The organism is Sphaerochaeta sp. (assembly GCF_050256055.1).
Taxonomy (GTDB): Bacteria; Spirochaetota; Spirochaetia; order Sphaerochaetales; family Sphaerochaetaceae; genus Sphaerochaeta.
On the sequence record NZ_JBFWIJ010000017.1, the window covers coordinates 22,529 to 41,842 of the forward strand.

At 54.0% G+C, this 19,314-nt stretch carries 21 protein-coding genes; 9 read left to right on the top strand and 12 right to left on the bottom strand.

Annotation, left to right across the window (positions count from 1 at the left end; genetic code table 11):
• Positions 1-212: 212 nt before the first annotated feature.
• Genes AB7C91_RS08145 through AB7C91_RS08180 form a run of 8 tightly spaced genes read right to left on the bottom strand, consistent with a single transcriptional unit; the run spans position 213 to position 4,848 of the window.
• Positions 213-572, bottom strand: coding sequence for a NifB/NifX family molybdenum-iron cluster-binding protein (locus tag AB7C91_RS08145; RefSeq protein WP_428590475.1), 360 nt, complete (start codon positions 570-572; stop codon positions 213-215).
• 6 nt (positions 573-578) lie between these two features.
• Positions 579-1,346: a P-loop NTPase gene (locus AB7C91_RS08150; RefSeq protein WP_428590478.1), complete on the bottom strand. Its 768-nt coding sequence runs from the start codon at positions 1,344-1,346 to the stop codon at positions 579-581.
• Positions 1,343-2,176: an MBL fold metallo-hydrolase gene (locus AB7C91_RS08155; RefSeq protein ID WP_428590482.1), complete on the bottom strand. Its 834-nt coding sequence runs from the start codon at positions 2,174-2,176 to the stop codon at positions 1,343-1,345. The genes AB7C91_RS08150 and AB7C91_RS08155 overlap by 4 nt, the downstream gene beginning before the upstream one ends.
• The gene (locus tag AB7C91_RS08160; RefSeq protein ID WP_428590485.1) at positions 2,173-3,048 is read right to left on the bottom strand and encodes an ATP-binding protein; all 876 of its coding nucleotides are present in this window, start codon (positions 3,046-3,048) and stop codon (positions 2,173-2,175) included. The genes AB7C91_RS08155 and AB7C91_RS08160 overlap by 4 nt, the downstream gene beginning before the upstream one ends.
• Position 3,049: 1 nt before the next feature.
• Positions 3,050-3,910, bottom strand: a complete 861-nt coding sequence (locus tag AB7C91_RS08165) for a 4Fe-4S binding protein (protein ID WP_428590488.1) — start codon at positions 3,908-3,910, stop codon at positions 3,050-3,052.
• Positions 3,879-4,241, bottom strand: coding sequence for a NifB/NifX family molybdenum-iron cluster-binding protein (locus AB7C91_RS08170; RefSeq protein ID WP_332446091.1), 363 nt, complete (start codon positions 4,239-4,241; stop codon positions 3,879-3,881). Before AB7C91_RS08170 ends, AB7C91_RS08165 begins: the two co-directional genes overlap by 32 nt.
• A complete protein-coding gene (locus tag AB7C91_RS08175; RefSeq protein WP_332446092.1) occupies positions 4,238-4,624 on the bottom strand; it encodes a DUF134 domain-containing protein in 387 nt (128 codons plus the stop codon). Before AB7C91_RS08175 ends, AB7C91_RS08170 begins: the two co-directional genes overlap by 4 nt.
• A gap of 8 nt (positions 4,625-4,632) precedes the next feature.
• Positions 4,633-4,848 carry a DUF5320 domain-containing protein gene (locus AB7C91_RS08180; protein ID WP_332446093.1) on the bottom strand — a complete coding sequence of 72 codons (216 nt, stop codon included), beginning with the start codon at positions 4,846-4,848 and terminating at the stop codon, positions 4,633-4,635.
• A gap of 186 nt (positions 4,849-5,034) precedes the next feature.
• Between AB7C91_RS08180 and AB7C91_RS08185 the strand changes: the two genes are divergently transcribed.
• The 4 genes from AB7C91_RS08185 to AB7C91_RS08200 are packed head-to-tail and all read left to right on the top strand — an operon-like array spanning position 5,035 to position 8,909.
• On the top strand, positions 5,035-5,856 hold the full coding sequence (locus tag AB7C91_RS08185; protein WP_332446094.1) for an electron transfer flavoprotein subunit beta/FixA family protein: 822 nt from the start codon (positions 5,035-5,037) through the stop codon (positions 5,854-5,856).
• Positions 5,849-6,844, top strand: coding sequence for an electron transfer flavoprotein subunit alpha/FixB family protein (locus AB7C91_RS08190; RefSeq protein ID WP_332446095.1), 996 nt, complete (start codon positions 5,849-5,851; stop codon positions 6,842-6,844). The genes AB7C91_RS08185 and AB7C91_RS08190 overlap by 8 nt, the downstream gene beginning before the upstream one ends.
• On the top strand, positions 6,841-8,268 hold the full coding sequence (locus AB7C91_RS08195; RefSeq protein ID WP_332446096.1) for an FAD-binding oxidoreductase: 1,428 nt from the start codon (positions 6,841-6,843) through the stop codon (positions 8,266-8,268). The genes AB7C91_RS08190 and AB7C91_RS08195 overlap by 4 nt, the downstream gene beginning before the upstream one ends.
• A gap of 2 nt (positions 8,269-8,270) precedes the next feature.
• Complete coding sequence (locus AB7C91_RS08200) at positions 8,271-8,909, top strand: TetR/AcrR family transcriptional regulator (protein WP_332446097.1); 639 nt, start codon at positions 8,271-8,273, stop codon at positions 8,907-8,909.
• On the opposite strand, the gene AB7C91_RS08205 is transcribed toward AB7C91_RS08200, so the two are convergent.
• The 4 genes from AB7C91_RS08205 to hpt are packed head-to-tail and all read right to left on the bottom strand — an operon-like array spanning position 8,857 to position 12,029.
• The gene (locus tag AB7C91_RS08205) at positions 8,857-9,579 is read right to left on the bottom strand and encodes a hypothetical protein (protein ID WP_332446098.1); all 723 of its coding nucleotides are present in this window, start codon (positions 9,577-9,579) and stop codon (positions 8,857-8,859) included. The genes AB7C91_RS08200 and AB7C91_RS08205 overlap by 53 nt on opposite strands.
• A 53-nt stretch (positions 9,580-9,632) precedes the next feature.
• The gene (locus AB7C91_RS08210; RefSeq protein ID WP_428590495.1) at positions 9,633-10,904 is read right to left on the bottom strand and encodes an adenylosuccinate synthase; all 1,272 of its coding nucleotides are present in this window, start codon (positions 10,902-10,904) and stop codon (positions 9,633-9,635) included.
• The gene (locus tag AB7C91_RS08215) at positions 10,901-11,461 is read right to left on the bottom strand and encodes a phosphoribosyltransferase (protein WP_332446100.1); all 561 of its coding nucleotides are present in this window, start codon (positions 11,459-11,461) and stop codon (positions 10,901-10,903) included. The genes AB7C91_RS08210 and AB7C91_RS08215 overlap by 4 nt, the downstream gene beginning before the upstream one ends.
• 10 nt (positions 11,462-11,471) lie before the next feature.
• Entirely contained in the window at positions 11,472-12,029 is a 558-nt protein-coding gene (hpt, locus tag AB7C91_RS08220; RefSeq protein WP_332446101.1) for a hypoxanthine phosphoribosyltransferase, read from the bottom strand.
• Positions 12,030-12,216: 187 nt separating this feature from the next.
• On the opposite strand from hpt, the gene AB7C91_RS08225 reads away from it, so the two are divergent.
• The 5 genes from AB7C91_RS08225 to hisG all read left to right on the top strand — a co-directional run bounded on the left by AB7C91_RS08225 (position 12,217) and on the right by hisG (position 19,309).
• Positions 12,217-12,732, top strand: coding sequence for a flavin reductase family protein (locus tag AB7C91_RS08225; RefSeq protein ID WP_332446102.1), 516 nt, complete (start codon positions 12,217-12,219; stop codon positions 12,730-12,732).
• Positions 12,733-12,805: 73 nt separating this feature from the next.
• Entirely contained in the window at positions 12,806-14,791 is a 1,986-nt protein-coding gene (locus AB7C91_RS08230; protein WP_332446103.1) for a dehydrogenase E1 component subunit alpha/beta, read from the top strand.
• Positions 14,792-14,878: 87 nt separating this feature from the next.
• The gene (locus AB7C91_RS08235) at positions 14,879-16,417 is read left to right on the top strand and encodes a phenylalanine--tRNA ligase subunit alpha (RefSeq protein WP_428590500.1); all 1,539 of its coding nucleotides are present in this window, start codon (positions 14,879-14,881) and stop codon (positions 16,415-16,417) included.
• Positions 16,417-18,114: a phenylalanine--tRNA ligase subunit beta gene (gene pheT, locus AB7C91_RS08240; protein WP_428590503.1), complete on the top strand. Its 1,698-nt coding sequence runs from the start codon at positions 16,417-16,419 to the stop codon at positions 18,112-18,114. The genes AB7C91_RS08235 and pheT overlap by 1 nt, the downstream gene beginning before the upstream one ends.
• A gap of 331 nt (positions 18,115-18,445) precedes the next feature.
• The gene (gene hisG / locus AB7C91_RS08245) at positions 18,446-19,309 is read left to right on the top strand and encodes an ATP phosphoribosyltransferase (protein ID WP_332446106.1); all 864 of its coding nucleotides are present in this window, start codon (positions 18,446-18,448) and stop codon (positions 19,307-19,309) included.
• The last annotated feature ends 5 nt before the right edge of the window (positions 19,310-19,314 follow it).

The following is a 19,314-nucleotide window of genomic DNA, read 5'->3' on the forward strand; positions in this document are numbered from 1 at the left end:
TAAAGAAAATTTCGTATGCGAATTAATGACAACCTAATAGTAATATATAAGTTGTCAGTTTGGCAACCCGATGCAAAAAATGTTGCATATTCTCTTCTTGACAGCAGGAATTTTACTGATACTGATGAATTTGTACTGATGGAACAACAAAAATATGCAAGAAAAACACCCCATCATAGGGACAGGGTGTTTTGCATTGACTGGATTATGCGTTACTGGTCGCACACATCATGATGTGCATGCTCATGGCACACGCTTCCTGTTGAGTGCAATTGTCCTGCCAGGTACGCTTCAACCGCCAGTTTGCTTGCTCCGCTTGCTCCAAGGATGACCTCGATGTCATGCTCATTGAAAATGTCCACGGCTCCGCTTCCCATGCCTCCACTGATGATGGTATTCACTCCCATTTCATGGAGGAAGTTGGGAAGGAATCCTGGGCGATGTCCAGGATTTGGCACCGACTCTTCCTTGATGATCTTCCCATTCTCCGTGTCGAAGATCTCAAAACTTTCACAATGTCCGAAATGTCCGCATACCTGTGCGGCCTCACTTGCTACTGCTACTTTCAGCATGATGTATTACCTCTCTTCCAATGTATTGCATAAGGCTGAAAGATCACAGCCTTCATACGATTCGATTGCTCCTTGATCACAGGCCAGGCTGAGCTGCTCATCGATTCCCAACCGGGCAAGGACGGGAAGCGCATGACGCTCCCCTATCTCCTGAAGATGGCTTTCTCCGAAGACTGCATACCGTTTCTGGTTGTCGGGGCAGAGGAAATAGGAATAATTCTCCACCAGACCAAGGATGGGAATCTGCATTGTTGCGGCCATATTCACCGCTTTTTCCACTACCATGGAAACCAATTGCTGCGGGGAGGTGACCATGATGAGTCCTTCCACCGGAAGGGATTGAAATACGGTCAAGGGAACGTCCCCGGTTCCCGGCGGCATATCGATGAACAAATAATCGAGGGTCTGCCAGTCAACGTCGGTGTAGAATAATTTCACCGTGTTGGCGATCAAGGGTCCTCGCCAGATGACTGGATCACTCTCCTCGGAAAGCAACATGTTCGTCGAGATTATCTTGATGCCGGTCCTGCTGGTCGCCGGTTCTATCCTTCCTTCCTCGCCGGTGGCCTTGGCCGTGATGCCGAAGGTCTTGGTAATCGAAGAACCGGTGATGTCGGCATCGAGGATGCCGACTTGGTATCCCTTTCTCTGCATGGCGCAGGCAAGCAGGCTGGTTACCGACGATTTCCCGACTCCGCCCTTGCCGCTGACAATGGCAATGATGTGGTTGATGTCACTGCCGGTTTTGGAACTTGCCTTCATGGATTCGTTCATGCGTGCACCTCTTGTAGGACATCCCCTCCATGCAGGTAGGAGATATGCTCCCCCATCAGGTTCTTGAGGAATAGATAGTTCTCCTCTCCGGTACAATGACAGGTAACATACTGCGCACCGCTTTCGAGCAGGATGTCGGCAATGCTGTTCAACGTATTGGCATCCTCCCTCTCGCCGGAGCTGTGGTCGTACAGGTAAAAGCCCCCGATGACCAGATCGGGATTTCTGCCATATCGTGTCTGGAATGACCTGAGAATATTCACGACCCCGCGATGCGAGCATCCGCTGACCAATACGGTTTTTCCCTTTTCCTCCACCACAAGGTATTGTTCATGGGTGAAGGAATCGAGAAGGAACGTTTGTTCTTCCTGCTTGTACAGACTTTGGTTCCCCATGGGTACAAATTGCTTGCCTTCCACCTTCGAGAAGAGGGAAAAGCCTTCGGTGATGGGGGTGAATGCAGAGGTGAAGATCAATCGGTTGCTGCCCAGTAGGGACTGCTCAAGGCCGATGTAACGAAACTGTCCGTCGCTGCGTTGCGAGTAATACGGACCGAAGGCTTCCTTTCTGACATACAGCGGGGCCTTGGTGTTCAATGAAAAGAACGTGCTCAGGCCCCCACCATGATCATGATGCCCATGGGAGAGGACCGCAAAATCGACACGCGAAAGGTCCTCCTCCAAGGCCAGGGCATTCTTGGCGAACAGGTCGCTTGCGCCGGTGTCGAAGAGCAGAACCTTGTTGTCCGACTCTATGAGCAGGCTCAGTCCGTGTTCGGCTCCTACATTCGGTTTGTTGGTGGTGTTCTCCACCAAAGCGGTGATTTTCATTGTATGTGCATCTCCTTCAATACGAGCAATGTTCGTTCATAGATGGCCTTGACGGCAGCTGAGGCAGGACAGTCATACGAAACCAGAACCTGTGCGTTGTTGATCGCCTCCAACACCGTTGGGTCGTAGGGTATGGTTCCAAGGAACGGAATCCCTTCCTTGAAACAATACAGCTCGATCTGTGCACTCATCTTTTTGTTCATATCGGCCTTGTTCACTCCTACTGCAACCGGCACCTGGAGTTGCCTTGCGCTTGCTACCACCCGTTCGAGGTCGGAAAGACCGCTTACCGAGGGTTCTGCAACCATGAGCGCCAGATCGACACCGGTCAAAGAAGCGATGACGGGACACCCGAGGCCCGGACTTCCGTCAAGGATGGCAACCTCCGTCTTTTCTGCCGCATCCTTGAGCCGTCGCTTGACCTCGCTCACCAGCTTTCCGGTGTTTCCACTTCCCATCCTCAGCGTTGCGGTGGAGAAATATGCATCCTGCCGGTGGAAAAGCTTGGTTGTTCCTGCCTGAAAGGGAATGGTGGAGATGGCGTCGGTCGGACAGACATGGGAGCAGTAGGTGCATCCCTCACAGGCCATTGCATCGATCTGATAGGGTTTTCCCGGCTTGATGGCATCGAATCGGCAGACGGCAAAGCAACGATTGCAGAGGATGCACTTCTTGCCGTCGATGACGGCTTTTTCCAGTCCGAAATATCCATGATCCTGTTCCTGTTCGAAGGATCCCATCACCAAGTGCAGGTTGGGGGCATCCACATCGCAATCGGCAGAAGCCTTTGCCTTGCTCAATGCAATGAAACTGCTTGCTACCGTCGTTTTCCCGGTTCCTCCCTTACCGCTGAGTATGAGGATTTGATGCATCCTATACCTCCTGCAGCAGTTCAGCCAACAATGTTGCGAAATAGGCTCGGTATGCATGATCCTCACGCACCGCAATCCGTCCTTCACTGGAAAGTCGGGCAAGATTCTGATCATAAGGTAGGCAACCTATGATTTTCAGATCGTTTGTAAGTGCATACTCCTGGGAGGGGTTTGCGAGTTCCTGGGTCTTGTTCAAGAGAACGGCACAGGGTTTTCCCATCATCGTTACCAGCTCATGGACCATCTCCAGGTTGTGTGCTCCAAAGCGGGAGGGTTCTGCAACCAATAGGCAAAAATCGGCTATTTTGATGGTTTCCTGCACCAGACAACCGCTGCCCGGAGGTCCGTCGATGATGATTAGGCCGTCAAGATGTTGATGCACCATCGCTTTGATGATGGGGACGGCGGAACTTTCTCCAATGCGCATTTCACCGGAAAGAAATCTCACCTGATCACTTTTTCCCTGTTTGACCAACCCCAGTGGTCGTTTTTCTTCATGCAGTGCATGCTTGGGGCAGATGGCAGTGCACAATCCGCAGGAATGGCAGACCTCCTCGAATACCAGCAATTCCTTGCCGATCATGGCCAAGGCGTTGAACGCGCACAAGTCCACGCACCTACGGCAACCGTCGCAAAGCGTTGGATCGACCACCGGCTTGGTGGTATAGACCATTTGTTGGCCAAGTATCGTCGGTTTGAAGAAGAGCTGTCCGTTGGGCTCCTCCACATCAGCGTCAAGGTAGGTTGCTTGGTCGGCTGCAGCGGCCAGATTGACCGATACCAACGTTTTTCCCGTACCCCCCTTGCCGCTGAGAATGACGATGGTGGGCTCAGCGGGCATGATGATACCCGGGATGGACATCGGTCAGCTCGACAAGCGTATGGTCCAGCAAACTGGAGATGTTGTCCGCGATGCTCAGGTTCAGCGCTTTCAGCAAAGTGACCTTTGCAGCCTTCAGGACTTTGGCTGAATTCTCCCCGCACCGAAAGGTGATCAAGGCGTCGATGTGTTGGTCAGCCAACTTCTGTGCGGCCTGGATGCCTGCGCCTCCCTCTTGGTCGACTGCCGTATTGTCGATGAAACGGCTTGTCTGTGCTTTGGTGTCGTACAGACAATAATGCGGTGCACGACCGAATGACAGGCTGATTGCACTGTCCAGGCTTTTCTCTTCTGCAGGAACTGCTACGATCATTGCGTGATTTCTCCTTCTTCGGTGCGTATGTCTTGCGCAAAGCGGCGCCTGCAACCCCTTCCACAGCCATGGAAATGGGGGCCCCCATGGTCGCAGAGACGGTAGTCTCCGCCTTCGATGAAAAGCGGACGGCCTTCCACCAGCGACTGAGCCAGTTTTTTCCTGGCACTCTCATAGATGCCTTGGACGGTCGTCCTGGCAACATTCATTTGCAGCGCGCATGCTTCTTGGGTGAGATTCTCATGGTCTATAAGCCTGATCGTCTCATATTCATCGACGGTCATGTAGAGGATTGAGATTCCATCCAGTGAGGAACCCAACGGACCGAATTTAGTGGTTTCCGGCAACGTGCAGACACTTCTCCATTTACGTGGTCTCGGCATGCAAACTCCTAGGCTTGAGGACGCTCGCCAAGCAAGGTCTCAACGGTTTTCAATTCCTGTTCCAACATCCGCTTCCGTTCTGCAAGCAGGAGTGGGGAGTTGACCCTGTGTCCGTACCCGCTTCCCCCAGCTTGTCCATACCCGAATCCAGTTCGACAAAAGCCCATTCCCTTGTTGCTTCTTGCGCCGCAGCCCAACGGGCCGGTTCCATCTCTTCTTGGCATGGTATGCCTCCTGTATGGAGTATTGTTATTGACATATGTCAGTAACTATCCATACCATACCCCAGTTTCTGGCATATGTCAATAACTAGCTGAGTATACTGGTGAAAAAGAAAAATTGACCGCGGTCATTTTTTTGATTGACGGCAGCAAAAACCCCTTGTAGGATAGGGAAAAAGAGGTGATCGCATGCACATCGTTGTACCAATCAAACAAGTGCCGCAAACCAGCGATGTCCAGATGGACAAGCAGACCGGCACCATGATTCGCTCAGGATCTTCTTCCATACTCAACCCATTGGACATCTATGCGTTGGAAACCGCTTTGCGGATCAAAGAGCAGTGCAATGGGCGGGTGACCGTTCTTACCATGGGCCCGGAGAGCGCCGTAAAAGTGCTGAAGGAAGCGGTGGCAATGGGTGCCGACGCAATGGTGCATCTGTGTGACCGCGCCTTCGCCGGTTCCGATACCTGGGCAACCTCACGTATTCTGGCTGCGGCGATACGCAACATCGGTCCCTTCGATCTCATTCTTACCGGAGAACGGGCCACCGATGGCGATACCGCCCAAGTCGGTCCAGCCATTGCTTCCTGGTTGGATCTACCGGTACTCAGCTATGTGGCGTCGATCGACGAAATCGACGAACCGTTCGTATTGGTGAAGCGCTTGGTGGAGGAGGGGTATCAGCAGGTACGATCGGAATTGCCGCTGCTGATGACCGTGGTCAAGGAAATCGCCATCCCCAGGCTTCCCACCCTACGGGGAAAGAAACGGGCGATCGAGATGCAGATCACCCGATGGAATGCAGAAAATCTGGGGCTCGAAATGCAGGGCATTGGTTTGAAAGGTTCTCCCACCAAGGTGGTGAAAATCGAAACGCCCAAGGTCAGCCGCCAATGCAGGATGGTCAAAGCTGAGCGTGATGAAGAGATTCATGACGCTGTGGCGCAGTTGATAGCTTTCCTGGATGAACGGGAGCTGTTGGGAAAGGGGGATGTCGATCATGCATGATGTATGGACACTTTCGGAAACGTATGGCGCTCAGGTCAAGGATGTATCCTTTGAGTTGCTCGCCAGGTCCCGTGATCTCGCCGATACCCTCGGCGTGCACCTGGGGACCCTGGTCCTGGGCAGCTCAATCCCTGACGAGCAACTTGAGCGCTTGATCGCCCAAGGGGCCGATATAGTGTATGTAATCGATGATCCGAGGCTCGGCAACTTTGTTTGCGATCGATATGCGGCGGTCCTGGCTTCCCTGATCAACGAATACCATCCGCAGATCGTGTTGGGAGCTGCCACCACCACCGGAAGGACGCTGCTCCCCTATGTGGCGGTCAAGGTGCATGCCGGACTTACCGCCGATTGTACCGGTCTGGCCATTGAGGAGGGAACCGGCAACCTCCTGCAGACCCGACCTGCCATCGGGGGGAACATCCTTGCGACGATCAAGACCCCTGACCACCGCCCGCAGATGGCCACCATCCGTCCCCGCTCGACCAAGCCTTTGGCGTATGACCCTACTCGCAGCGGCACCATAGTCAGACTTGCATTCAAGAGCGAATGGGACAGCCGGAAGGTGGAAGTGCTGGGTGTGATTCCCTTTTCCGACCAGCCGTGTTCCTTGGAGGAAGCTCCTCGGGTGGTCGCTGGGGGAAGGGGGTTGAAAAAGAAGGAGTATATGGCATTGGTCGAACATTTGGCCGGCGTCCTTGATGCCCAAGTGGGAGCCAGCAGGGAGGCGGTGGACCGCCAGTGGATCGGCTACCCCCATCAGGTCGGGCTCTCGGGGAAAACCATCAGCCCACGGTTGTACCTTGCACTGGGGATCTCCGGGGCAATCCAGCATCTGGCCGGCATCAAGACATCTGAATGCATCGTAGCCGTCAATACGGACGAACATGCAAACATCCTGGGTTTGGCGGATTTTGCCATCATCGGGGACCTCTTTCGGGTGATTCCGGAGTTGGAAAAGCAACTGAGCGAAAGGAGGAAAGCATGAAAGCTCATTCCTATGGAACATTGAATCCGTCCTTGCTTGCAGCATTGACGAGCATCGTCGGGCCCCAGAATGTGGTTGTCGACAAGCAGCGCATGGAAGCCTATGCGCACGATGAGACTTCGCGGGAGGAATACGGCCACCTACCGGATGTCGTACTTACCCCGAATACCACCGAACAGATCGCCTCCATCATGCGTATTGCCCATGCCTCACGGATTCCCGTAACTCCGCGCGGCGCCGGTTCTGGTTTGAGTGGAGGAGCCATTCCCGTATACGGAGGGATCGTGCTTTCCGTGGAGAAGATGAACAGGATCCTGGAAATCGATGAAGCCAACCTTACCGTGACTGCCGAAGCGGGTATCGTTACCAATGAGTTGAATGAACGGTTGAAATCCTACGGTCTGTTTTTTGCCGGATACCCCATGAGTCTGGAAACCTGTTTCCTCGGGGGAAACATCGCAGAGAATGCCGGAGGCGGCAAAGCGGTGAAGTACGGGGTGACTTCCCGGTATATCCTGGGCCTTGAGGTGGTCACCCCCCAGGGAGAGGTGCTGCAACTCGGGGGAAAGGTGGTCAAGGATGTCAGCGGGTATGACGTGAAGAGCCTGTACATCGGCAGTGAAGGTACCTTGGGGGTCATCACCAAGGCGACAATCCGGCTTCTGGGAATGCCCAAGATTGCCAGCGACCTGCTCATTCCCTTTGCATCAGCCCAACAGGCGATATCGGTGGTCCCCCAAATCATGAAACTGGGCATCATCCCCACCAGCATCGAATTCATGGACCGGATATCGATCGAAATGTCCTGTTCCTATCTTAATGAGCAGCTTCCTTTGGACGGGGTGGGGGCGATGCTGCTCATTGAAATCGACGGTACGGATGAACAACTGGTTGAGCGTCAGCTTGTCCAGGTGGGGGATCTATGCAGTGAAAAAGGAGCATTGGAAGTCTATGTCGCCGAGGATGCAACCAATCGGGAACGCATCTGGTCGGTCCGACGCAACATCGCCGAAGCCATCAAGGTCTACAGTCCCGTACAGAGTCTGGAGGATGTGGTGGTTCCCATTGGCTCGATTCCCTTGGTGCTGCCGAAGTTGGAATATCTGAGCAGGAAATATGATGTTTCGATTCCCTGCTACGGGCACGCCGGAGACGGCAATCTGCATGCAACGGTGATCAAGAACCCGGAGAGCAGCAAGGAATCCTGGTTGGAGATGGAACCGAAGATACTCGCCGAGCTCTATGCATTCGTGGTCGGGGAACTCGGGGGGAAGATCAGCGGGGAGCACGGCATCGGGTGCAAACGGAAGCGCTATCTGAAGGCTTTGACCGGAGCAAGCGAATATGCGCTGTTCAAAACGGTGAAGCAGGCGCTCGATCCGTATGGTATCATGAACCCGGGAAAGATTCTTGACGAGGAGTGATGATGGCTCAGCAGACGAAGGCACAGCGTACCAAGCAGGCGATTTTCGAGAGTGCATTGGGCTTGTTCAGGGAAAAGGGATTCGACCAGGTGTCGATCCAACAGATCACTGAACGGGCGAAGACCGCCAAAGGAACGTTCTATACCTACTTCGCCACCAAAAGTGATATCATCGTAGAGGAATTCTGGGCGATCGATGCGTACTATCGATCGATTGCCCGGGAAGTCGGGCAGGAGAGTTCCTGTTCCGACAAACTGCTGAAATTCACCGAACTGCAACTGACCTACATCCGTGATGTAATCGGTTGTCCCACCTTGAAGGTTCTGTATGCCAATCAGGTCCTGCAGGAAGGCTCTGAAAAGGTCATCACCGACCAGAGCCGGTTCTGGCATACCTTCATCCGGTCCATCATTGAGGAAGGCCAGATTTCCGGTGAGTTCAACCAAGCCCTTGATGCCTATTCCTATGCCATCCTGTTCAATCGTGCAATCAGAGGGCTGTTCTTGGATTGGAACATTGCCTCGGCATCGTTTGACTTGGTGGAGGAAGGCCTCCAGTATTGCAGACATTTGCTGCTGGGAGCCTTGCTTAGTACTCAAGCGACGCAGAAAGGCTTGGTTGGGCGGTCAGATGATTGTTGAATGAGTCCGCAATCCTTTGCAGATACGCTTCATGATCGACCGAAAGTTGGCTCAGCATGATTCCAAGCCCTGCCAGGTCAACGGCAATCCCACTGAAGCCTGTCCAGTTGGCCCAGGTAGGAATGTCGGCATGCTCATCGGAGGCAACATAGGGCACCATAAGCAGGGACAAGCCGGCAAGCTGGGTGATCAGGCCGGCTTGCATGATGTGGTTCTGTTTGGTCATGGCAGTTTTCAGTTGCTCGATCAAGACGGAGGTCTCTTCATCCAAGGGCTGCTGCCTGAGCATATCGAAAAACTCGAGCACCTGGGTTGGTTCCCCCCAACGGGTACCCACCGCATACGTCTGCCCGCGATAGGTGTATCGGGGAGCAAGCTCATAGGCCCCTCCCTTCTTCCGGGGATGGTAGATGATCATATCGTAGGTGGGGGAAAGTGTTTGCGCAATGAGATTGTCCACATCAATATGGGTACGGGTTGCAAGGACCGCAGAACTTGGGTACTCGCTTTTCGTCCCATCGGGTGCCTCAAAGCGTAGACCTGTCTTGCTTTCGTAGGAAAGAATCCGCCCTATATGCACCGAACCGTCGGAAAGCACCAGCAAATCGCTTGCTCCCAGTGAGACGAGTATCCCTATGCCAAACAGGAGCATGAACAGAAGCCTACGCATAGGCACCCTCCATAGCATCGAGGCCTGCCGGAATGGGCAGGCCTCGCAAGGATTTAGAGAATGATGATTTGATCCCGTTCGGGGCCGACGGAAATATACTTGATCGGACAGCCGACCAATTCTCCCAGTCGTTTGCAGTAGATCTGGGCATTCTTGGGGAGATCCTCCCACTTTCGTGCCCCGGTCGTATCTGCCATCCAGCCGTCGAACTCCTCGTAAATCGGTTCGGCGATTTCCTGAAGGGCGGTTTCGGGTAGATAGTTGATGATTTCCCCGTTCACCCGATATGCGGTGCAAACCTTGATCTTCTCAAAGCCGTCCAATACATCGAGCTTGGTAAGGGCAAGGGACGTGAAGCCGTTGATCCAGCAGGAGAAATCGGCTGCCACGGCATCGAACCATCCGCAACGGCGGGGTCTGCCGGTGGTCGCTCCGAATTCACCGCCGACCGAGCGCAGCTTCTCAGCCGTCTCATCAAACAACTCGGTCATGAATGGACCGCCGCCCACACTGGTCGAGTATACCTTGGTGACTCCGATGACCTCATCGATCCGGCCAGGCCCGAGTCCGCTTCCCACGGCAGCTCCGCCGCTGGTGGGGCTGCTGCTGGTGGTGTAAGGATAGATTCCCCAGTCCAGGTCACGCATTACCCCCAGCTGGCCTTCGAGGAGAATCTTGCGGTTCTCTTCATATGCCTGGCGTACGACCGGAAGCGTATCGATGATCTTGTCACCGAAGGCTTCCTTCCATTTGGTGCACAGTTCCATCAATTCGTCGACAGTGTATTCCTTCAGCCCGAAATAGGCGAGCTCCCGATTTTTCTGGGGAAGCGCCATCTGGATGCGGTTTCTCAAGCGGTCGAGGTCAAGCAAGTCCGCGGCTCTGATGCCCGAACGGGTGGCTTTGTCGCTGTAGCAAGGCCCGATTCCCCGCTTGGTGGTCCCTATCTGCATCTTTTCGCTTTTCGAGCCTTCCTGGGCACCGTCGAGTGCGCGGTGATAGGGCATGATCAAGTGGGCGCGAACATCGATGAACAGGTTGTCGACGGTCACCTGCTTTGCCTTGATGGCCTCCAATTCCTCAGCCATCGTCTCAAAGTTGACGACGGTCCCAGCCCCTACGATGTTCATCGTCTCCGGGTTGAAGATGCCTGACGGTATGATATGGAGGGCGAATTTGCCCTTGTCATTGATTACGGTATGCCCTGCGTTGTCTCCGCCTTGGTAACGGATGACCACATCGGAATTCACCGCCAAGTAGTCGACGATTCGACCTTTTCCTTCATCGCCCCACTGGGCGCCAACAATGGAAGTCACGTTGCTCATTGGTACAGCTCCTTGCCTTCTTTCGCGAATGCCTGCAGCATCTCCAGTTCCTTTTGGGTGTGGTCCTCAATATCCTCGGCATCCCAAGGGTATTTGATCCAGACATCGGCAAGTTCCATGCCGGCGAAATACCGTTTGATCTCAACGGGGAAGTCAACATCCTTTTCCTTGGTCTTGTTGTGCAGGACCAGAACGGCGATTTCCTCGGGTTTGTACTTGAGCAGTTCCCCGATGCAGTATGCCAAGGTGGCACGGGTGTCGTCCACCTCGTCGATCAGCAGGACCTTCTTGCCCACCAATTGCGATTGTACTTCGTCGATCCATTGGATCTTGGTAGGATGATCCTTGTGTTTCTTGTCGATTCCATAATAGGAGATGCCGACAGCGTAGATCGGGCGGTTGATGAAGGTTTTCATGATTCTTGCAGGGATGAAGCCGCCGCTTCCGATCGCAACGATTACCTCGGGATCGTAGCCGCTCTCAAGCAATTGCTCACTGAGATGCTTGACCAATTTGTGCACCGAATTGTAACTGACGTAGAATTTATTGTCGTCCATCTCTCACTCCTCAAGCTTGTGGGTACATCTCGGCGATGTAGGGAAGGGTTCTGTGTTTTTCATTGTAATCCAACCCGTAGCCGACCACCCAGACATCGGGAATGGTGAATCCGATGTAATCTATGTCAACAGGGACCACATGCCGGTCCGGCTTGTCCAGCAGGACAGCGGTGCGTACCGACTTGGGGTTACGGGTCTTGAAGTTCCTGATCAGGTAGTCAAGTGTGTTGCCGCTGTCAAGGATATCCTCGACGATGAGCACATGCTTGTCTTCCATGTTCTCCCTGGTGTCCATCAGGAGCCGAACGTTGCCGCTGTGATCTCCCCGGTAGGAAGAGAGTGCGATGAAGTCGACGACATGTTCGACACTCAGTCTGCGTGCAAGGTCGGCGATGAAAATGAAGGAGCCTTTGAGTACTCCTACCAGGATCAGGGTACCTTTGATATCGGCGTAATCACTGCTGATCTGACGGGCTAATGCATCAACTCTTCGGTTGATCGTATCAGCATCGATGAGAACACGGGCGAGATCCTCTGTCAGGGCAGGGATCGCGAGGGAATCTTTCATTGGGCCTCCTCAACGCAACAGCAAGGGCTGTTGGAACATGTTCCGTATGTCTGTAGGAATATACGAAAAGAGATGGAGTGTCAATGTTGCACAACCTGTCCTCTGTTGCCGGGACTGCAACAAAATCAGGCTCTTGACCACACTCTTGTCACGTAGCTACACTGTAAGTGAAATAAGGGGGCCTGCCATGTATGTTGAAGTTCCTGTCGAAATGTTGCAGATGAATCCATTCACTGCAATCGGGACCGATGGGTTTCTGGTTACCGCCGGAAATGCTGAAAAATTCAACACCATGACTGCATCATGGGGAGGCATGGGGGTGCTCTGGGAACGGAACATCATCATTCTTTTTGTCCGCAAGAGCCGCTATACCCATCAGTTTTTGGAATCAAGCGACGGCTTTACCGTGTCCTTCTTCCCCCCCGGTATGCGCGACCATCTTGTCTGGTGCGGACAGCACAGCGGCAGGGAATATGACAAAGTTGCAGAGACCGGGTTGCAGGTATCCTATATTTCTTCACCAAAAGGAGCTGAACGTGTAACCTTCAAGCAAGCTTCCTTGGTTTTCTCTTGTACCAAAGCGGTCGTGATGGACTTTGATGAGGATATGTTCCAGCTTCCTCAGATACAGGAATTCTATCAGGAAGGTGATCTGCATACCGTTTTCATCGGTTTTATTGACAGCATACTCTCCAACCAATAGGATGGGGAAACCATAACAAGGCCGATTGGCCGGCTTGAGAAGGCAGGACTGCATATCCTGCCGAGGAGCATTGATGAACCTTTCAAAACAGCAGGCTCAGTCTGCACTCTCAATCATGGCGCGTTCCCGCCATTTTGAAGAGTGTATCGACGAATTTTTCAAACGGAAGGAAATGCATGGGACCACCCATCTTTCCATTGGGCAGGAAGCCTGCCAGGCCGGCCTTTCGCTTGCCCTGAGCCAAGGGGACTGGATCGTTCCCACTCACCGCTGCCACGGGCATACCATCGCCAGGGGAACCAATGAACGCCGATTATTCAGCGAGATGTTCGGCAGCAGCGACGGCATCTGCAAAGGCCTGGGTGGATCCATGCACATGACCGACGTCGAAACCTGGAACGCAGGATCCTCGGCGGTGGTGGGCAGCGGCGTGAACCTTGCCGTCGGTCTTGCATTCGCCTTGAAGATGCAGCACAGCCAGGCCATCAGCGTGGCAATCTTCGGTGATGGGGCTACCAGCCGGGGTGCATTGCATGAAAGCATGAACCTGGCCTCGGTATGGTCACTACCGGTCCTCTTCTTCTGCGAGAACAACCAGTACGGCATGAGTGCCGCCGCTTCCCGGATGATCTCGACGAATCAGATCGCCAGTCGCGCCGAGGGATACTCGATTGCGTATGCAACCGTCGACGGAAACGATGTCGAAGCGGTGTATGCAGCCAGTTCGCTCGCAGTCGAAACCATCCGCACCACCGGCCGGCCTTACTTTCTGGAGTTGAATACCTACCGCTGTTGCGGACACAGTAAAAGCGACGCCTGCATCTACCGTGACCGAGAAGAAGAGGAAATCTGGGCGGAACGGGATCCAATATTCCTGTTCACCCGTTCGTTGGTGCAGTCGGGGATGTTCACCGAGGAAGAAGTGTCCCATCTGATTCTGGATGCTCGTAAACACATTGATGAGGCAGCCGCCGATGCCATGGCGGTCCGGGACCAGAAGATCAATCTGGAGCAGGCGATGGAATATCTCTTTGCACCGGAGGAAGAGGAAGTCTACCATGTCTGTTCTTCGACGACGCGCATCAGCTATCGTGATGCAATCCGTCAGGCATTGGATGAGGAGATGAGTCGGGACGGTTCGGTCCATCTGATCGGAGAGGACATCGGTCTGTATGGAGGCTGCTTCCGGGTGACCGGAGACCTGTATGCAAAGCATCCTGGTCAGATGCACGAGACACCGGTCAGCGAGGAAGCCTTCACCGGGCTTGCCGTCGGTTCTTCGTTGCTTGGCCTGCGTCCCGTCGTCGAGATCATGTATGGTGATTTCGCCACTCTGGCAAGCGACCCGATTATCAACCATGCTGCAAAAATCCGGTTCATGAGCGCCGGCCAATTGTCCTGCCCAATGGTCCTCCGTGCCCCGATCGGCAGCGGGACCGGCCATGGTTCCCAGCATACCCAGTGCCTGGAGGCCATGTTCGCCAATGTTCCAGGTTTGATCATTGTGGCCCCCTCCTGTCCCGGAGATGCCAAGGCGTTGCTCAAGAGTGCCATCCGCAGCAACAACCCGGTACTGTATTTTGAGCATAAGCACCTGTACAACAACCTTGGCCCGGTAGGGGACGAGCAGTATCTGCTGCCGCTGGGCAAAGCCATCGTCAAGAAGCGCGGCAAGGATGTGACGATCGTCTCCTACAGCCATGCGGTTACTACCGTTCTGGAGGCTGCTGCAGTGCTCAGCCTGCAGGATGAGATAGAGGTGGAGGTCATTGATCTGGCAACGCTCAAGCCCTTGGATACGCAGGCCATCCTCAAGTCGGTTCGCAAGACCGGACGACTGTTAGTCGTCCATGACAGTCCCGAGTATGGGGGGTATGGAGCGGAAGTGGTTGCGGTCGTCACCTCTGATGAACGCTGTTTCTCCCAAATGCTTGCAGCTCCCAAACGCTTGTGTGGAAAGGAAAGCCCCATCCCGTTCGCCCCTGAGTTGGAATTGGAGGTCATTCCCTCCAAGGAAGCGGTGGTGGAGGCGGTTCGCTCGCTTTTCTCCCCCGCATAGCCTTTCCTTTTTTCTCTGTAGACGCTAGAATACAGGGCACTTGCGCCTGCCTTCGTTGCGGCGCATATCTACAGGAGTGAGAACAGCATGGATATCGATGTAAAGAACCTGCATCCGCTGGAAGTCCGCCTGCTTAGGCATGTCGGCCTCAATGAGGCGATCAGTGCCGAGCGACTCGTTGCCGAGTTGGACTACAAGGTGGGGCAGTGCAACCAGGCTTTCAGCTGGTTGAGCGCAAAGGGCTATCTCGTTGAGAAGAGTCGTACCAAAGGCATCTTCTACGAACTGACCGACCTTGGACGTGAACAGTCGGAGAAAGGGACACCCGCACAGCGCATCTTTACATTTATCAAGGCTGAGGGACCGCACACATTGCCGGAAATCGCCTCAGCCTTACAGCTCGAGAAGAGTGAAGTGGGATCGGCTTTCGGACAGCTTTCCAAAGCCGGGTATGCTGCCATGAATGCGGAGAACAAGGCACAGGCATCGGCCGATCAGCTGGAAGGTGAGTTCATCGTGACCGCCGACTTGCTCAAGCGCGGTTGCGAAGGCGAGCTGGAGGAACGTTTGCTCAGTGCTGAGGAAACGTCCGCAATGGCCAAGATCTCCAAAAAACGCGGTGCCAGCGGGTCACCGTTCAAAGTGGTCGAACGTGAAGAGATCATCTATGCGCTGACCGAAACAGGGGCGGAAGCCAAACAGGCGGTAATTGCAGCAAACATCACCGGTGAGGAACTGGGCTCGGTTACCAGCGAGATGCTCAGCAGCGGCAGCTGGAAGCAGGCTTCCTTCCGTCCGTACGGCATCAACGCCCCGACCAGCCGCCTGATTCCCGGCCGGCACAACCCCTACGGCAACTACCTGCAGTGGGTGAAGGACAAGCTGTGCAGTCTCGGCTTCGAGGAATTCGACGGACCGCTGGTGGAAAACGAGTTCTGGAACGGTGATGCATTGTTCATGCCGCAGTTTCACAGCGCCCGTGACATCCATGATGTGTATTATGTCAAGGATCCGGTGCACTGCAAGACCATCGAGGAGCCATGGCTCAGCCAGGTGGCGGCAACCCATGAGAATGGTTGGAAGACCGGAAGCCGTGGGTGGCGGTACAGTTTCGATCATGAATTCACCCGTCGACAGGTCCTGCGCAGCCAAGGGACGGTGCTCTCCGCCCACCAGCTTACCAAGGCCAAAGTCCCGGGCAAATATTTCGGGGTGGCACGGTGTTTCCGCTACGACCAGGTGGATGCAACCCATGGGGCTGACTTCTACCAGACCGAAGGCATTGTACTCGGAGAGGATGTGAATCTGAAGACCCTGTTGGGACTGCTGAAAATGTTTGCCGAAGAGATTGCAGGAGCCGAGGAAGTGAAGTATGTTCCCGGCTATTTCCCGTTCACCGAACCTTCGATCGAAGTGCATATCAAGCACCCGGTGTTAGGTTGGTTCGAACTCGGGGGCAGCGGAATTTTCCGCCCGGAAGTGACCAAGGCCCTCGGAATCGATGTGCCGGTATTGGCATGGGGATTGGGAATTGACCGAATGGCGTTGATGCATCTCGGCCTGAACGATCTACGCGAGCTTTTCACCCCGAACATTGAGTCGGTGCGCACCAGGAGGGGAAACTAATGCCAAAGATTGAAACCACCGGCAAACATTTCTATCGTTTGTTGGGAAAGACCCTGTCCGATGCCGAGCTGGAAGCAATTTTCCCGGTTGCGAAAGCGGAATTGGATGGACATGAAGACGACGTGCTCAAGATTGAGCTTAATGATACCAACCGACCCGACCTGTGGTCGGCAGCCGGCCTTGCCCGTCAGTTGAAGGCGTACTGGGGCATCGAGGCCCCCTTGTATGATTTCTTCTCCACCAGTGAGGAGGCTTTCGACCATGAAGGAAGGGTGTTGATCGTAGATGTTTCGGCCAAGGAAGTCCGTCCCTACTCCATCGGATTCGCCGCACGGGGGCATAAGGTCGATGAAGACGAGTTGGAGGCTTTGATCCAAAGCCAGGAAAAACTCTGCTCGAACTTCGGGCGCAAGCGGAAGACGATTGCCATGGGAATCTATCGCTCCGATTTGATCACCTATCCGGTGCATTATCGGGGTGCTGATCCCGATGCCACCAAGTTCATTCCGCTCGGGATGGATCAGGAGCTGACTCTGCGGCAGATCTGCACCGAGCATCCGAAAGGACGCGAGTATGGTCCGATCGTCAGCGACTGTGCAGTCTTCCCGTATTTGCATGACGACAATAATGAGACGCTTTCCTTTCCACCGGTCATCAACAGTGCCCGCATCGGGGCGGTGGAAGTAGGTGATGAGCATCTCTTTTTGGAACTCAGCGGTATGGATCTGAAGGATCTGCTCCTGGCTGCAGCCATCATGGCCTGTGATATGTCCGATATGGGTTTCGAGATCCTTCCAGTGCAGGTTCAGTTCCCCGAGGAAACGGAGTTCGGTACCAAAATCACCGTTCCCTATTATTTTCAGGATCCGATTTCCTGTTCCCTGGCACAGATCCACAAGACCCTCGGCGAATGCATGAGCGGCGAACAGGCGGTCTCTGCATTGAAGCGCATGGGTATCTATGCCATTGAGAGTGAAGGCAGCATCTATGCCACGGTACCCGAGTACCGCAACGACTTCCTCCATCCGGTGGATGTCATCGAGGATGTCATGATTGGGTACGGTTTGGGCAACTTTGCCCCGGAAATGCCGCAGGACTTTACTGTAGGCCGTCTGAGCAAGGCTGAGGAAATGGGCCGAAAGGTGAAGGACCTGATGGTCGGTCTCGGTTTCCAGGAGATGATGTACAACTACCTTGGGTCGAAGAAGGAGTACGTGGACAACATGGCCTTCCCCCAGGAAAAGTGCATTTTCATCGCCAATCCGATGAGTGAGAACTATGAGGTGGTGCGCCCCTCGATCATTCCTTCCCTGCTGGAAAGTGAGAGCGTCAGCGCCCATGCACCGTTCCCTCACAAGATTTTCGAGGTAGGAAAGGTTGCCTTGATCGACAGCAGTGACAACAGTGGGACGACCACCCGCAACAACCTTGGCTTCTTGGCAAGCGACAGCGTGATGGGGTACAACGAGGCTTCTTCCTTGGTGAACACCCTGTTCTACTTCCTTGGCCAGGAGTATGGTCTTGCCCCGCTTGAGGGGGACGGACGGTTTATCGAAGGCCGTTGTGCAAGCGTTGTCTGCAATGATGTGCCCGTCGGTGTGTTCGGGGAAGTCCATCCGGCGGTATTGGAGAAATGGGGCAGTACGATGCCCACCATCGCCTGTGAGCTGGACCTGGATGTATTGATGACCGAGTAAGCATCTGCATCCTGTGGTAAGCAGACCTGCAGCATCTTTGGTTTTACAGAGGGCTGCAGGTTTTTTTTCGGAGCATCCAGATTGGAAAAACTACGAACCCGAAAAATTGACCTGCATATGCATAAAATATGAATATCTATGCAGTTTTCCTCTGAAACGCTTGACATTCCCGGCAGGGTGGCGGTAAGGTTTCGTCATGAACAAGAACAGAATGAGCATCCATCACCATCATTGCATGACCAAGCAACCGTAGACAGGTGGGCTCTGATACCTATACATACAGACCTCCGCATGTCGCGGGGGTTTTTTTTATACCGAGAAGGAGAAGATCATGGCGGATGTGCTGAGAATTGCGATTCAGAAAAGTGGAAGACTGAGTGAGAAGTCTCTGGAAATCATCAAGAACTGTGGCATCAAGTTCGGCAGCGATGCACGGGTACTCAAGGAAATGGCTTCCAACTTCCCCTTGGAATTCCTGTATGTGCGCGATGATGATATCCCCACCTACATCCGGGATGGGGTTGCTGACATCGGGATTGTGGGTCGGAATGAGTACGATGAACAGGCCATCGACCTGGAAGTAATCCGGGACCTTGGGTTCGCCAAGTGCCGGCTCAGTGTCGCGGTTCCGCATGGATTCCCTTACACCGGGCTGGAAAGCCTGCAAGGAAAGCGGATCGCCACCAGCTATCCCAACATTCTGGGCAAGGTGCTGTCCGAGCGGGGGGTCACGGCCAGTTTCATCCAGGTCTCCGGTTCGGTGGAGGTTACCCCGGCGGTCGGTATTGCAGACGCAATTTGCGACCTGGTTTCCACCGGAGCAACGCTCGCCATGAATGACCTGAAGGAAGTAGAGGCCGTCTATACTTCGACTGCGGTTATGATCGGCCGAAAGGAAATGGGCAATGGTGAAAAGGAAACCATTCTCAAACGGCTTCTGCTCCGCATTGATGCGGTTATGAAAGCCGCTTCCTACAAGTATGTATTGTTCAACCTTCCCGAGGAGCATCTTGCCCAGGTGGCTGATATCGTCGGAGGCATGAAAAGTCCAACGGTCACCCGTTTGATGGAAACCGGATGGGTATCGGTACAGACCGTGGTTGCCGAGGATACCTTCTGGGATGTGTTTGAGCAACTCAAGGCGTTGGGAGCCCAGGGCATCCTGGTTACCCCGATCGAAAAGATGACGGAATAGGAGCA

Excerpts from the sequence above, each read along its gene's own strand:
- AB7C91_RS08145 (WP_428590475.1), bottom strand. The coding sequence starts at position 572 with ATGCTGAAAGTAGCAGTAGCAAGTGAGGCCGCACAGGTATGCGGACAT.
- AB7C91_RS08150 (WP_428590478.1), bottom strand. The coding sequence starts at position 1,346 with ATGAACGAATCCATGAAGGCAAGTTCCAAAACCGGCAGTGACATCAAC.
- AB7C91_RS08155 (WP_428590482.1), bottom strand. The coding sequence starts at position 2,176 with ATGAAAATCACCGCTTTGGTGGAGAACACCACCAACAAACCGAATGTA.
- AB7C91_RS08160 (WP_428590485.1), bottom strand. The coding sequence starts at position 3,048 with ATGCATCAAATCCTCATACTCAGCGGTAAGGGAGGAACCGGGAAAACG.
- AB7C91_RS08165 (WP_428590488.1), bottom strand. The coding sequence starts at position 3,910 with ATGTCCATCCCGGGTATCATCATGCCCGCTGAGCCCACCATCGTCATT.
- AB7C91_RS08170 (WP_332446091.1), bottom strand. The coding sequence starts at position 4,241 with ATGATCGTAGCAGTTCCTGCAGAAGAGAAAAGCCTGGACAGTGCAATC.
- AB7C91_RS08175 (WP_332446092.1), bottom strand. The coding sequence starts at position 4,624 with ATGCCGAGACCACGTAAATGGAGAAGTGTCTGCACGTTGCCGGAAACC.
- AB7C91_RS08180 (WP_332446093.1), bottom strand. The coding sequence starts at position 4,848 with ATGCCAAGAAGAGATGGAACCGGCCCGTTGGGCTGCGGCGCAAGAAGC.
- AB7C91_RS08185 (WP_332446094.1), top strand. The coding sequence starts at position 5,035 with ATGCACATCGTTGTACCAATCAAACAAGTGCCGCAAACCAGCGATGTC.
- AB7C91_RS08190 (WP_332446095.1), top strand. The coding sequence starts at position 5,849 with ATGCATGATGTATGGACACTTTCGGAAACGTATGGCGCTCAGGTCAAG.
- AB7C91_RS08195 (WP_332446096.1), top strand. The coding sequence starts at position 6,841 with ATGAAAGCTCATTCCTATGGAACATTGAATCCGTCCTTGCTTGCAGCA.
- AB7C91_RS08200 (WP_332446097.1), top strand. The coding sequence starts at position 8,271 with ATGGCTCAGCAGACGAAGGCACAGCGTACCAAGCAGGCGATTTTCGAG.
- AB7C91_RS08205 (WP_332446098.1), bottom strand. The coding sequence starts at position 9,579 with ATGCGTAGGCTTCTGTTCATGCTCCTGTTTGGCATAGGGATACTCGTC.
- AB7C91_RS08210 (WP_428590495.1), bottom strand. The coding sequence starts at position 10,904 with ATGAGCAACGTGACTTCCATTGTTGGCGCCCAGTGGGGCGATGAAGGA.
- AB7C91_RS08215 (WP_332446100.1), bottom strand. The coding sequence starts at position 11,461 with ATGGACGACAATAAATTCTACGTCAGTTACAATTCGGTGCACAAATTG.
- hpt (WP_332446101.1), bottom strand. The coding sequence starts at position 12,029 with ATGAAAGATTCCCTCGCGATCCCTGCCCTGACAGAGGATCTCGCCCGT.
- AB7C91_RS08225 (WP_332446102.1), top strand. The coding sequence starts at position 12,217 with ATGTATGTTGAAGTTCCTGTCGAAATGTTGCAGATGAATCCATTCACT.
- AB7C91_RS08230 (WP_332446103.1), top strand. The coding sequence starts at position 12,806 with ATGAACCTTTCAAAACAGCAGGCTCAGTCTGCACTCTCAATCATGGCG.
- AB7C91_RS08235 (WP_428590500.1), top strand. The coding sequence starts at position 14,879 with ATGGATATCGATGTAAAGAACCTGCATCCGCTGGAAGTCCGCCTGCTT.
- pheT (WP_428590503.1), top strand. The coding sequence starts at position 16,417 with ATGCCAAAGATTGAAACCACCGGCAAACATTTCTATCGTTTGTTGGGA.
- hisG (WP_332446106.1), top strand. The coding sequence starts at position 18,446 with ATGGCGGATGTGCTGAGAATTGCGATTCAGAAAAGTGGAAGACTGAGT.